The organism is Brevibacillus nigriterrae (assembly GCF_049846925.1).
Taxonomy (GTDB): Bacteria; Bacillota; Bacilli; order Brevibacillales; family Brevibacillaceae; genus Brevibacillus_H.
Window position 1 is genome coordinate 55791 of sequence record NZ_JBNCMT010000008.1, and the last position, 13685, is coordinate 69475.

General features: G+C 43.4%; 13 protein-coding genes. 5 read left to right on the plus strand and 8 right to left on the minus strand.

From position 1 onward, the window contains the following. Positions 1-598 precede the first annotated feature (598 nt). From ACPW7N_RS07955 to ACPW7N_RS07965, 3 genes are read right to left on the minus strand one after another with little or no spacing between them, the layout of a single operon-like run. Positions 599-1069: a hypothetical protein gene (locus tag ACPW7N_RS07955; RefSeq protein WP_425650518.1), complete on the minus strand. Its 471-nt coding sequence runs from the start codon at positions 1067-1069 to the stop codon at positions 599-601. Positions 1070-1081: 12 nt separating this feature from the next. Further along, positions 1082-1543 (minus strand): NUDIX domain-containing protein, encoded by a 462-nt coding sequence (locus ACPW7N_RS07960; RefSeq protein WP_425650519.1) that lies wholly within the window; start codon positions 1541-1543, stop codon positions 1082-1084. A gap of 26 nt (positions 1544-1569) precedes the next feature. Beyond that, the gene (locus ACPW7N_RS07965) at positions 1570-1992 is read right to left on the minus strand and encodes a DUF6157 family protein (protein WP_425650520.1); all 423 of its coding nucleotides are present in this window, start codon (positions 1990-1992) and stop codon (positions 1570-1572) included. Between the two features lie 132 nt (positions 1993-2124). Between ACPW7N_RS07965 and ACPW7N_RS07970 the strand changes: the two genes are divergently transcribed. The 4 genes from ACPW7N_RS07970 to ACPW7N_RS07985 all read left to right on the plus strand — a co-directional run bounded on the left by ACPW7N_RS07970 (position 2125) and on the right by ACPW7N_RS07985 (position 7246). Continuing rightward, on the plus strand, positions 2125-3171 hold the full coding sequence (locus ACPW7N_RS07970; RefSeq protein WP_425650521.1) for an SDR family oxidoreductase: 1047 nt from the start codon (positions 2125-2127) through the stop codon (positions 3169-3171). A 46-nt stretch (positions 3172-3217) separates the two neighbouring features. Then, positions 3218-6472 (plus strand): SNF2 helicase associated domain-containing protein, encoded by a 3255-nt coding sequence (locus tag ACPW7N_RS07975; RefSeq protein WP_425650522.1) that lies wholly within the window; start codon positions 3218-3220, stop codon positions 6470-6472. A gap of 96 nt (positions 6473-6568) precedes the next feature. Further along, on the plus strand, positions 6569-6832 hold the full coding sequence (locus ACPW7N_RS07980) for a LysE family transporter (protein ID WP_425650523.1): 264 nt from the start codon (positions 6569-6571) through the stop codon (positions 6830-6832). 162 nt (positions 6833-6994) lie between these two features. Then, complete coding sequence (locus ACPW7N_RS07985; RefSeq protein ID WP_425650524.1) at positions 6995-7246, plus strand: hypothetical protein; 252 nt, start codon at positions 6995-6997, stop codon at positions 7244-7246. A 57-nt stretch (positions 7247-7303) separates the two neighbouring features. On the opposite strand, the gene ACPW7N_RS07990 is transcribed toward ACPW7N_RS07985, so the two are convergent. Both ACPW7N_RS07990 and ACPW7N_RS07995 read right to left on the minus strand, forming a co-directional pair. Beyond that, positions 7304-7855, minus strand: a complete 552-nt coding sequence (locus ACPW7N_RS07990) for a Rossmann-fold NAD(P)-binding domain-containing protein (RefSeq protein WP_425650525.1) — start codon at positions 7853-7855, stop codon at positions 7304-7306. 30 nt (positions 7856-7885) lie between these two features. Beyond that, on the minus strand, positions 7886-8752 hold the full coding sequence (locus ACPW7N_RS07995; protein WP_425650526.1) for a pentapeptide repeat-containing protein: 867 nt from the start codon (positions 8750-8752) through the stop codon (positions 7886-7888). A gap of 193 nt (positions 8753-8945) precedes the next feature. Between ACPW7N_RS07995 and ACPW7N_RS08000 the strand changes: the two genes are divergently transcribed. Then, positions 8946-10328: an MATE family efflux transporter gene (locus tag ACPW7N_RS08000; RefSeq protein ID WP_425650527.1), complete on the plus strand. Its 1383-nt coding sequence runs from the start codon at positions 8946-8948 to the stop codon at positions 10326-10328. Positions 10329-10375: 47 nt separating this feature from the next. Here ACPW7N_RS08000 and ACPW7N_RS08005 read toward each other — a convergent pair whose 3' ends face one another. The 3 genes from ACPW7N_RS08005 to ACPW7N_RS08015 form a co-directional block, all read right to left on the minus strand. Continuing rightward, a complete protein-coding gene (locus tag ACPW7N_RS08005) occupies positions 10376-10837 on the minus strand; it encodes a hypothetical protein (RefSeq protein WP_425650528.1) in 462 nt (153 codons plus the stop codon). 86 nt (positions 10838-10923) lie between these two features. Beyond that, positions 10924-11949 carry a 3-oxoacyl-ACP synthase III family protein gene (locus ACPW7N_RS08010; RefSeq protein WP_425650529.1) on the minus strand — a complete coding sequence of 342 codons (1026 nt, stop codon included), beginning with the start codon at positions 11947-11949 and terminating at the stop codon, positions 10924-10926. A 15-nt stretch (positions 11950-11964) separates the two neighbouring features. Then, positions 11965-13683, minus strand: a complete 1719-nt coding sequence (locus tag ACPW7N_RS08015; protein ID WP_425650530.1) for a thiamine pyrophosphate-binding protein — start codon at positions 13681-13683, stop codon at positions 11965-11967. Between the last annotated feature and the right edge of the window lie 2 nt (positions 13684-13685).

Below are 13685 nucleotides of genomic sequence, written 5' to 3' on the forward strand. Positions count from 1 at the left end.
TTCCCACTTCGCCTAAGAACTTTACAGTTTATAGAGTATGTATTCACCTATTCCCAAAATAGATCTTATTTCATTTCACATCGTCTTAATTCCCTTTTGAATAAAACTACGGTTCATCTATCCAAGCAACTTTGCGAGCTAAAAATAACCCCTTCTCCCATTTTTTATAGAAAAATAGTTCTTCAACTATATTGCTATATTCATCACTAAAGTGATTTGGGATAAATGATGCATCAAATTCCCATTTTATCTGACTAAATTCCTCCACTAAGCGTTCTTTATTAAAACCAAACGGTGAAATCAGTTCGATTAACTCATATTTTCATTCTGTGAACTGCACTACATACTCATTTGGGAATATATGTTATTTTCTCCTTATAGAAAAGGAGGTGAAATTCGTGAAAAAGTTAATCATTTTGTCTGTTGTCATTGGTAGCCTTTTCAGTGTAATTCCAAGTGCTTCAGCAGTTAATTCTCAATGTTGCGTAAAACAGGGTGGTCTATGGGCTTGCGGATGTACTTAGAAATCATCAAAAAACTAGAATTACTTTAGACTAGGCAGTAATGCTTAGTCTTTCTGTCTTCTTTTTTGAAAAAGTCAACCTGCAATTGAAATACAACAATCTATATTTCCGAGTAACTCCAAATCATTCCCCGTGATTGCCTCCAGCGGAATCATTTTGCGCTTTATTTTTTGAATCCCATCTCCAAACCAGATGGACCACAACTCTACCTTATCTTCCTTAGAGACATTTGCCTGAAGATAATCCAGTAATTGCTGTACACATTTCGATTGAAAATTGCCTCCGAGCCAGTATACATAATTTTTCTGGATATAGTGTTCCAAGTCGTATGGCGTGTTGTTGCACAATGAAACTTGCAAGCCACCAAGATCAGATTCGCTTTCAGCATAGAGAACGTCTGCCTCGTCGTCCAATTCATCCCAATCGACCGGTCCCCTTGGAAGGGGAGTCATCTTTTTGATATCTTTCACTTTTCGTTTGATAAATCCGCTTTGATCAATCTCTGGTAATTGGTTATCTGAAGCAATAAATGTATATCTACTCATACATCCTCCTAGCTAGGAACGCAGTAGCGTACAATTGTTTTGCTGTAAATCTATTAAAACTGGTATATTGGCCTCTGTAATCATATCAGGAGTAATTTCTTCCAAATGAAACAAGCGCAAACAAAGCGATTCGTTATTTTGATCTTGAAAAGGAAGCGTACTCCCTTCGAGTAACCCGGTAAAATCAAAAGTAGCTTCAAAGATAAACATGATAAACGTAACATGATTGCCGTCTGGATAAATATAATTCATGCGCGGCCCACTATATACAGTGTAAAAACGATAGTCTTGCAGAGTTAAGCCTGTTTCTTCCCATACCTCTCGGAGCATGGCCTGTTCAATCGTTTCTCCTGGCTCCAGTGCTCCTCCCGGAAAGCCCCATTTGCCATCGTCAGATCTTTTCTGCAGCAATACACGCCCCTCTGCATCTCTGATAATTGCTCCGGCTGTTACAACGATTTTCGGCGTTTTCATTCCATACTCACCTTCATCCATCGATCTTATCCTCGTTTGCTTTTTAACGCATACAACAACTGAGTGTTACCGTCTTGTACTCCTTCAACAAACTTCTTGTATTCGTCCGTTTCCATTCCATAAAGAGCAATTTTACCCTCAGAGTTGTAGTGAACTCCCCACCCATACTTTTTGGGAAGCGACGAAGCTCTAAGGCAAGGATGCTTCTTCTGAAACAGCTCGGCTCGAATCTCTTCTCCACGGTTGGCTAAATCTTCACGGGAAAATTCCTTGCGGCGAATATGCACCTCAAACAACAAATCTTCGTGTGTATATTCATATGGATGCTGGGCGAGCAATTCGTATTGAATGACGTGCATTGGCTTTTTTTCATTGCGGGCTGCGGGAATGACGCTGCTGGTTACAGGACAGTCGGGTGCAACTTGTATAAAAGTGTCAAGATAACTCATAGTTTTTCAGACACTCCTTGTCGTATAATCAACTAATGGTCTAATTTTCACTTAGCATTTCCATTATACAAGAACTACTGGGTAAAAATCCCTTTTAATAGAAACTAGAATGAACAAAGGCGGTCAGTCAAAATGAATGTACTAATAACAGGTGCGACCGGGTTTCTCGGAAAACGGCTTTCACAAGAATTGCTAAACGAAGGCCATCGCTTGTTTGTACTGGTTCGTAATGAACAGAGGGCAACTCAATACTTGGATTTGTTTACTCCAAACGAACAAAACAACATCTCCATACTATTAGGCGACGTTTCAGAAGAAGGTTTAGGAATCTCCGAAGAATCAGTCCGTCAGTTGAACCAGCAAATTGACGCTGTCTATCATCTGGCTGCTTTTCTTTCTTTTGATGACAATCAGAAAACCCATACGTTTAAAGTAAACGTAGAAGGAACCAAACACACGCTTGCATTTTCTCACGCAATCGGTTGTCCCCGCTTTTTATACGTCAGCACTGCCTATACGTTAGGTGATACTTTGGAAGGGAAAGAAGAACTGTACAATCCAGACCGTCCGTTCGTCAATCACTATGAAGAGAGCAAATGTCTGGCAGAACATCTCGTTTTGTCCTATCAGGGTAAAATGGATGTTGTCATTTTGCGACCATCGATAATCATCGGAGACTCTCAAACAGGACAAGCAGAGACGAACTTTGGTATGTACGGGTTCCTGAAAGGTCTCAGTGTATTGAAAAGAAGAGTTTCCCGGGCAAAAGATTGGGAAGCCAAGCAGTGCCGGATTGTAGCTGATGTACATGAAACGACTAACCTTGTTCCAGTTGATTATGTATCATTTGTCCTGACAACAGCATTAACTCACGCAGAAAAGAACAAGATTTATAACATAACGAATCCTGCACCACCTACCCAAATGCTGATCATTGAATGTATGAAGGAAGTTCTGGATTTTCCCAATCTGGAAACAGTACCGCTTGATTCGGAGCAACAATTAACCGAGCAAGAGAAGTCCTTTCACCACGCAATGAGTGTCTTCAAAAAATACTTGAACCGCAGCATCACATTCACCAGCGACAACACACGAAATCTGTTGAAGAAAGTGAACAAGCGTGAGCTGCATTTGGACAAAGCGCTGCTGACTCATATTATGAGAGGCTTTCAAGCGTAATAATTTTCTGAGTTAGTCCAATTTGTCCAAAGAAAGGATCAGAGAAATGAGCTTTCAGTTGACCCACAAGGTCATTAAAATGCTATGCGGTGAAGCTTCCTACAAAAAAGGCGAAGCTTATTTTCGTTCGCGAAAAGTGACTTTTACGCTCTGCGATCCCGAAACATCTCATTTCGAAGCAACCGTCAAAGGGATTAGTATCCACCAGGTAACGATCGATCTGGATGAGAATGGTGATGTTGGGGCAGAGTGCACGTGCCCCTCCCTTGGTTCGTACAACTACTTCTGCCAGCATATCGCTGCGGTTTTGTTTAGTATCAAGGAGATTCAGAATGAGGATGGTTTGTCTTTTCGTCCGACTTCCCCCAAACCCTCCTATCCGACGAATGATGCCGAACTGACCAGTCGATTGCTTAGTTTATTCCATGTTAGTCCGCAGCCACCCAGTGGTACACGACGTTACTTCGATACGCGTTCACCGCTTGAGGTAGAAATTATTTGCAAACTGATCACTCTCGGTTATAAAAAACAGTTGTTTGGCATTGAACTCAAGGTAGGGCCAAAACGGATATATGTCGTTCAAAAGATCAGGGAATTTCTTGATCATGTCGAACGGAAAAAAACGTATGTGTTTTCCAAGCATTTTACCTATGATCCTGAGCTTCACAGCTTCCATCAGGAAAATGATCAAGTTATCCGTCAATTAATCCATATTTGCCAGAACGAACGGATGTATCTGGAGACGTCGAACAGCTATTCCACTTCTGTCAGTCGATCAAACGAAGATCGGGCCCTTCTTGTGCCCCCTTCTACATGGCCGGCACTATTGCCATTACTCACGAATGCTCCTTCTGTACAGCTTGTAATTGGAGACAAATCCTATCATGGGATTCACTTAGCCGACGAACCGATTCCACTACAATTTCAATTCGATCAAGCGGACAAAAAAGGTTATCAGTTGGAGGTTCACGGTCTGGATGAGCTTGCCATCCTGGAGCCGTACAGCATAGCTCATTATGAAGGAAAGATTTTTTCTCTTCCCGTCGATCAATGCAAGCGTCTTACGGAACTGAAACAGATATTGGAAAGCTCAAAAAAGCACCAGATTCAAATAACCCAAGAACAGATGGAACCGTTCATGGAAAAAGTAGTTCCTGGCCTGATGAAACTGGGGCGTGTACAGATTGCCCAGGCAGTTTCGAATCGCATTTTGCAAACACAATTGAAGGCAAATCTGTATTTGGATCGGATAAGGGATCGTTTATTAGCCGGATTGGAGTTTCAGTACGGTGATATAATCATTAACCCTTTGGATGAAAGCAATGTGAAACGCAGTACCGACCGGATTCTCATGCGAGATGGAGATCAGGAACGAAAGATCATGGAACTGATGGAGCAAAGTTCGTTTACTAAAACAGAAGGCGGCTACTATCTAAGTGACGAGGAAGCCGAATATGATTTCCTTTACCACATCGTCCCCCAATTGGAAAAGATGGTTAAGGTTTATGCTACCTCTGCAGTAAAGGAGCGCCTTCACACCGGACATACTCCACCAAAGGTAAGTGTCAGTCTAAATGATCGAATGAACTGGCTGGAACTACAATTTCAAATGGATGGAATCCGGGAATCAGATATCCGCAAAATCTTGAAGTCGCTCGAAGAAAAACGCAGGTATTACCGTTTACCCAATGGTGCTTTATTGCCACTTGAAAGCAGCGAGTTCCAGGATATTCATAATTTCATGGATGAAATCGGCATCGACTCGGATAACGTGGAAGGCAGAGAAATCCGTATTCCTGTTGCTCGCGGACTTCGCTTGATCCATACCGAGCAAACGAGAAACTCCATTAAGCTAGGCAAATCCTTCCGCCAGCTACTCGAAAATATGCGGAATCCGGATCATCTGGATTTCCCAGTACCCGAGAAATTGGAACCAATTTTAAGAGACTACCAGAAATATGGCTACCAATGGCTTAAGACGCTTGCCCACTACCATTTCGGTGGAATTCTTGCTGATGATATGGGACTTGGAAAGACGTTGCAAAGTATCGCTTTTATCGTTTCTGTATTGTCTGAGATCAGGGAGCAAAAACAGCCAGCGATTATCGTTTCTCCCGCCTCTCTTCTATATAATTGGCGAAATGAAATAAACAAGTTCGCTCCAGAAATTCGTTCCATGATTATCGATGGTACCAGGACAGAACGTAATACGCTCTTGAATGCAGCAGCCGAGGTCGATGTGATCATCACGTCTTACCCACTTTTGCGCAGAGATATTCAGATGTACCAAGAGCACTTCTTCCACACATTGATCCTGGATGAAGCGCAAGTTTTCAAAAACCACCATACCCAGACCGCGCAGGTAGTGAAAGAAATTCAAGCAACCTACCGTTTTGCCTTAACGGGTACTCCGGTGGAGAACAGGCTCGAAGAATTGTGGTCCATATATGATGCGGTCTTTCCAGATTTGTTCCCGAATCGAAGACAATTTAATGAATTGCCTCGTGAAATCGTAGCCAAACGGTCACGTCCCTTTCTGCTTCGCAGGTTGAAAACAGATGTACTAACGGAGCTGCCTGAAAAAATTGAGTCGATCCAAGCATCTGAACTGTTACCGGAGCAAAAGAAACTGTATGCTGCCTATCTTGCTAAACTTCGAGAGGAAACACTCAAGCATCTGGATAAGGAAACATTCGATAAAAACAAAATCAAAATTCTTGCTGGTTTAACCCGTCTCCGCCAGTTATGCTGTCATCCCTCTCTGTTCGTCGAAGAATACAGGGGAAGTTCAGCCAAATTCGAACAGCTTCTGGAGATTGTGGATGATTGCCGGAGCGCAGGCAAGCGAATGCTGATTTTCTCCCAATTTACCGAGATGTTGGGCATGATTGGCAAGGAACTGGGATATTTAGGGATTCCGTTTTTCTATCTGGACGGACAGACACCTGCCTCCGAGCGAGTGGAATTATGCAATCGATTTAACGACGGCGAGCGTGACCTGTTCCTCGTTTCTTTAAAGGCTGGAGGTACAGGCTTGAACTTGACGGGAGCCGATACCGTGATCCTCTATGACCTCTGGTGGAATCCGGCTGTAGAACAGCAAGCTGCCGACCGTGCCCACCGCATCGGACAAAAAAACGTCGTTCAGGTGATCCGACTTGTCACACAAGGTACCGTGGAAGAAAAGATGATTGAACTTCAGCAAAGAAAGAAAAACCTGATTGAGGAAGTCATTCAACCAGGTCAAGAAGCATTGTCCACGTTAACGGAACAAGACATACGTGAAATTCTGATGATCTAAATATAATAATCAGGTCTTTTGATTTTACTTATAACTAGTTGTATCATATCATCCTCTTAAGAAGAGAATTAATAGATAAGGAGAATTTAAAGTACAATGTTCTTTCAATATATCGTGTTTGGCATTTCTTTAGCCATTTCCATTGGTCCTGTGAATATTGAACTTATCAAACAGGGTATAACTAGAGGGTTTCTTCCTTCTTGGCTCGTTGGGATTGGCGGTATGAGTGCTGATTTCGTTATCCTATCCATCATTTTCTTAGGATTAGGTTCCTGCTTCACATCGTTCTTCGCTCATTTATCATGTAACCGCCACTATAATAGAAGAAGCTATCCTTATTGGGTAGCTTCTTGTTCGTAGTGTCATTATGTCGAAGAGTCACAAAGGATAGCTCACCAGCTCCTACCATACCGTAAACTCACATCACCGCACCGTGTCCGTGAACAAAGGTGAGATAATGAGCTACTTCAAAACTTGATCATCACTGCAGATCATGGTAAAAAGTACAGAGAGGTGAAAGGAATGAAGATTGCAATTTACCAGATTGCATATAAGATCGGAATGCATCCCAAAGAACTGGCGAAAGCTGTAAAAGAAGGCGAAATTACAGGAGAAGTTTCAGACGATAATCCTCAGTCAAAAGAAGCATGGGTCGACCTGCTTTCTTTTCGCAACTATATTCATTGGCTTTATGAAAAAGAAACGATTACTGAGATGAGCTATCTTCGTGCACTCCGCCACATTGACGAGGCGATCCAAAAACAAAAAAGGTGATTTTCTCCAATTGGAAAAAATCACCTACTATACTTATTAGCGAGATTGTTTTAAGGATTATTGTGGCTTTTGATCGTAAGGCTCCACTTCACCGATATAAGTCAAGTTTTGTTTGCTAAGGTAGGCCTGTTGAACTCCCTCGGCAATTTCTGCATTCGTTAACCAGCGGGATGAGCCTTTTTCCCTTTTGTAACCTAACACCACCCGGCGATAGGTATTCATCCATTTTTCTTCTATCCATGGCTCTTTGTAGCCAGCTATTCCACGTATATGAAGGGTATCTACGCCAACCTCCAAGCACATGTGAAGTGTTTCTACTGCATCAGTACGAATCCATAAGATCATCGCTGATAAAGGGGTGGTTTCTTGCAGATGTTGAAGTATTTCTTGAAAGGCGGTTGTCTTTCGATAATCTACTGCAAAAAGGCTCATTCTCTCTGGATTCACACAAGCTCTCTGCAAATTTTCTAGTTTGCTTCGTTCCCTTCCAATAACAGTAACGAAATACCCCAATTGATTCAGAGAAAGACATGTTCCTCGCAGCATTCCACTGCCGCCGACAATTAGAATATTCTTCATTTCTTGATTTTCTCTACAATTTTTTAACATGCACAACTCTCATCCTTCGTCTCGTTTGTACTAAGACCAGTGCGGAGGGCGAGAAAGCATATGAGGTAGATTTGTTTGTGAATCGCCCTTTGCTGAGTTAATCTGCGCTTGTGTAAGAAAAATGCTCGTTCCAAGATCTGCTCCGCTTAGATTGGCATCACGTAAATCCGCACCGATCATATCTGCCCCACTCAAATTGGCATCTCTCAGGTCAGCGGCAATCAGAAAAGCTCCTCGAAAGTTTGCACCTCGAAGATCCTTTCCCCTTAGATTTGCCCCCATCAGATCCGCTCTACGATGATCGACTCTCTTTTTGTTTTTGAGACTCTGCTCTTTACTTACTTTTGTCCACACCAGATCGCCTGTTTGTAACAGCAGAACATTTACTTTTGCTCGTTGAGAAGAAACGTCCAGAGCCAGCAATGCTTCGGGACTCTGGTGAGAAAGCTGTTCTGTCTCGTTAAGTAGAAGGGTAAGCTCTTTATGTATGGGCCTAGTCGCATCCAGTGTCAGTGCTTCGGTCAGATACCAGAGCATCTCATGGAGTTGGTGCATGATCGGGAACACATTGTACATTTTCTTTGCAATTTCCGGACTCTTGCGCCAATCCATGCCTTCGAACGTGTCTTGGGAGACTTTTTGCCCGGCCCCAAAGCAGTCAAAAACCGTACAGCCTTTAAAGCCTTTTTGTCTGAGGGTAGGGTGAATTTTGCAGCGAAAGTCCTGTTGCAGATTGGAACAGGGTATTCCCGAAGCTTTATCAATAGCAAAATCTGCCGATGCTGCGAATGGTAGAGCGACACAGCACAAACCAAAGCACTTCTCACAGTCTGCACTTAATTGGTTATGATTACTGTTGCAGTTAGGATCGGGATGATTAGTTACGTTCTCAAACAATTTGTTAACCTCCTGAATAACAATGACAGCCATTTGCTGATTTCTCGATTACACTACGTTTTTTTATACTCCAATTGTAGTGTAGAAGTTCAATGTTTCAAACTATTTCATGTGATTTTTGATTATTCTTTATCTTTTGTTTCGTCTCCTTTTTGTTATAATGATTAGATTATTAAGTTAAAGGAGTACTCCTATGTACCAAACCTATACCATCAGCGAAAAGATAAAACAAATATTATGGATGATCGTGCCGATATTAATCACACAGCTCGGCATGTTTTCCATGGTATTTTTCAATACGATACTGTCAGGTAAGTACAATTCTTCAGATCTTGCTGGTGTTGCGATTGGCTCATCGATTTGGAATCCGATTTTTACCGGCTTGAGCGGAATTTTACTAGCCGTCTCACCCATCGCTGCCCAACGTTTTGGCGAGAAAAACGGAAAGGAAGTTTCTTCGATTCTGTCACATGGAATCTATCTCGCCATTATGATTGCCTCGCTGGTCATCGTCTTAGGTTTTTTCTTGCTAAATCCGGTTTTGACAGCCATGAAATTGCCAGAGAGTGTACATCATACCGCTCACGACTATCTCGTCGGATTAAGCTTTGGAATCATTCCCCTTTTTATTTTCAACGTGTTGCGTTCGTTTATCTATGCACTGGGTAAAACAAGAATCGTTATGTACATTTTGCTGTCTGCTTTACCGATCAACTTCTTTTTAAACTATGTGCTGATCTTCGGATATTGGGGATTCCCTGAGCTTGGCGGGGCTGGAGCAGGCTATGCCACATCCGTTACCTACTTTGTAATTGCTGGTTTGACGGCATTTATTATCATTACTCGACAGCCTTTCTCGGAATTTTTCCAACTCGAAAATTTTAAAACGTTTTCCGGAGAAAAGTGCAAGGAGATTCTCAAAATTGGTGTTCCAATGGGACTTTCCATCTTTTTTGAAACGAGCATGTTTGCTGTTGTGACGATTTTAATTAGCAAATTTAACATTACCACCATTGCGTCCTATCAGACGGCGTTGAATATTGTCTCGTTTCTGTACATGATTCCGTTAAGCATTTCCATGGCACAAACCGTTTTAGTCGGTTTTGAAGTGGGAGCAGGCAGATATAAAGATGCTAAAGCTTACAGTTGGCTTGGAATTCAACTCTCTGTTGTCATTGCGCTTGTGGCTGGCTTGCTTGTGGTATTTTTCCGTTATGATGTTGCGAGTTTTTATTCAAACGAACCTGCTGTTATTACCATGGCTGGCGACTTTCTCATCTATGCGCTCTTTTTTATGATTGCCGATGCCATCCAGGCAACTGCCCTTGCAGCATTAAGGGGCTATAAGGATGTGAACATGCCATTCATCATCACGCTGATCGCCTACTGGCTCATCTGCTTGCCCGTCGGTTATCTTTTGGCCCATTACACAAATATAGGGGCTACAAGCTATTGGATTGGATTAACAGCCGGACTATTAGTGGCAGGAGTATTTCTGTCGGCGAGACTTATCTTTTTACAGAAGCTGCGATATGCAGATGATATAAGAAATGCAGTTGAAATAACAAGAGCCTAACCTTTTCGATAGGTTAGGCCTCTCTTTTCGTCACCAGTGGCACTATATTAGTTTATCTTTCTATTTTCTGAGCAGTAGTTATTAATCATTTCCAGTTCTTCCTGGTACATTTGCTTGGCAATCCGTTGAATAAACCATTTTTCGATACTTCCCATGAGCCCGTTTTTTTGCTTCCATGTTGTTTGTATGGTAACACTGGTTTTATTGGCGACGAGCGGAATGACATGAAAGTGAGTGACGAGCCCCAGATCAGCATCTTCTTCCTGTAACACTTCGCCTGGCACTGGTTCAGTAACAGTCAACCGCATTTGTTGCTTTAAGCCCAACGCTTTTGTTTGAACTTTGATGACTGTACCTTCTCCATATCCTCCCTGTTCGATCTCTAATGAATCAAAATATTTGGGAGGTAAAATTTTTGGATGCCCATCTACATAGTTGCGTAACAGATTGTAAATGAATTGTGGCTCTGCTTCGATCTCCTTCGACTCTTTCACTGTATACGTACTCATACTACCCCTCACCCTCTAGTTCTTTCTCCTATATTATGACAACTTTACTTGCACACGGAAAGACCGATAATTAGCTAATCGGTCTTCTACCTATTTCTATGTTGCGAATTGCGCCTAAAGAGAACTGCCGTGTGATGAAAGCCAAGTCCTAATGAATGCAACAGCAGGTAGTCCGTCTCCACTTTTTCGTGGAAATGAGCCAATGTGACGGAGACAGAAGCAAGAGCCATGTTTCCCAAATCGGCTAACGTATCAAAATAAGCTTTGGGTTTGATCAATTCAGTCCAATGATCAATCAGTTTGCGGCTTGCCTGATGGCTGATCATAGTAATTTGATTGCCTGTAATACCATTTCGTTCCAAAAGCTGCTTGATCATCCGGGGTGGTGCGTCCATTCCCGTAGTCAAAAAAGAGTGTACCCCCTCTTCCTGATCGATACCGAATGTCGGAATCGGACGGTTTTGTTCGTCAACCACTACTGCTCGGATACCGTTGTGCACAGTCTGGCGATTCTGGATGGTCATATAGCCGTACTCGTTGCTCCACGTTTCACTGATAAAATCCTGCATCACAAAAGGTGCCTCGGGACCAACAACTGCTGCACCAGCCCCATCCCCTAAACTTAACGAATGTCCGGCAGTGTAATCACCATGCCGACTAAAATTACCCCCCGTCACAATCAGTGCATAGCGACAATGACCTGCTAGTATCGCTTCCCACGCTTGGATCAGACTGAGTGGAAAATTACTGAAATCACTGTGAATCGGCACTACCAGTGTAGACGGGAGAAGTCCCAAATCACGGTGTACTTTATAGAGAACATTGGGAGTGATAAATTCAGAGACAGAGCCATAACCGTACAGTCTATCAATCTCATCAAGCTTGATGCCAGCATTGATAAGCGCCTCTTGTGCAGCAGCTACCATCAGATCAGATAATGACTCTCCTTGCTGCAGCACTCTGCGTTCTCTCACTCCCGTAAAAAGCGTATGCTCGGATACTCCCTGTGAATTTGCTGAGGTACGAATCTGGCTGAAAATAGGATCGTCATTTTTACGGACACTATCGGGAAGTGCATACCCGTACCCTAACAAACCGATTGCTTGATGCATAACAAAGAAAACCTCCTAACCGAGCGGAGTAAACAGATGCTCACCTGTGTACGACTTATCTAACATCGCAAACCGACTTTTCATGCCTGGAGGAAGAACATCAATATCGACTTGGGCATCGATCACACAAGGCTCATTGGACGCGAGTGCTTCCCGTAGAGCTTTTGCAAACATGTTGGCCGTTTCTGCATGGAATGCTTTTACACCCAGGCTTTCAGCCAGTTTGCAAAAATCAACAGGTTTGCGAAAACTGGAAATATCGAACTTGCTTCCGAACTGATAGCGCTCTCCCAGATGAACCAGGCCATGTCCTGCATTGTTAAGCACAATCCAGATGACAGGAATGTTGTATTCGGCTGCTGTATGGATTTCCATACCGTTCATGGCGAAAGCACCATCGCCTACGAGAGCAACAACGGGCCGATCAGGGGCAGCGAGTTTGCCTCCGATGGCTGCTGCAACGGCGTGACCCATTGAGGCCATTCCTAAGCCAATCTGAAATGACCCCGGTCGTTTCGCCTGATAGCAGTGAATCCCCCAGTTGATGCAACTGCCATTGTCTACGAACAGGATTGTATCCTCAGGCAAGACATCTTGCATCAATACCATGAGTTCAGCAGGGTGCAATCTCTTACCGGTCGATGGCTGAGTATCCAGTAATTCCTCATCGTCAAATTTTGCCTCAAAGCTGCTGATCATCGTTTTCGCTGACGACTGGATGAAAGTAGTAAGCGATAGAAGTGTTTCACGAGCGTCGGCAACAATCCCTATTTCTACAGGGTAGTTCTTGCCGATTTCCAGAGGATCAATATCAATTTGAATAAGTGCTTTGCTCGGCTGCAAACGTGGGTCCCAAGAGTTCGTCTGCCAGTCACCAAGACTGCTACCAATGACGATCAGTACATCCACTTCATCTGATAAAAGATAATTCATTGCCCTCTGATGCCCAGCAAAGCCAAAAACACCCAGGGAGAGTCTGTGATTTTCAGGGAATACACCTTTTCCTTTAGGTGTAGTTGCCACTGGGATATTCGTCATTTCAGCAAACCGCTTCAACTCTTCCCAAGCACCAGAACATTCAATACCATGACCCGCAAGAATTACTGGATGTTTAGCGTTAAGAATCCAATTGACTGCCTCCGCAACCTCTGACAGTGCAATTGTCGGACGGCTACCTCGATATCGATTGGGTGGTAGAATCTCGAGTGGTACCGACTTTTTGGCAATGTCTGCCGGAATATTGATATGAACAGGCCCAGGACGACCAGATAAAGCCGTGCGCAAGGCTCTGCGTGTCATTTCGCCCGTTTTCTCGGCAGAAGGGATCATGGCAGAAAATTTGGTCACAGGTGAGTAGATTGAGACAATGTCTACTCCTTGCGCCGTACTTTCCTGCAAAGCACCTTTACCAAATGCTGCTGTTGCTACCTGTGCCGTCAATAGCATCACAGGTGTCGAATCACTATACGAACAGGCAATACCCGTCAGCGCATTGGTTGCTCCCGGGCCTGTTGTCGCACAGCACACACCAAGAGAACCTCTAACACGAGCATAGCCGTCCGCCATGAATGCTGCCCCTTCTTCGTGCTTCGTGAGAATCGGCTGAATCCGATTACGTGCAAAAAGCGCTTCATACAGCGGCATTAGAGGACCTCCCGGAATGCCAAACACGTATTCCACACCTTCTGCTTCAAGTTGGCGAACGAGAAGTTCAATCCCTGATACGCTTTCCAAAA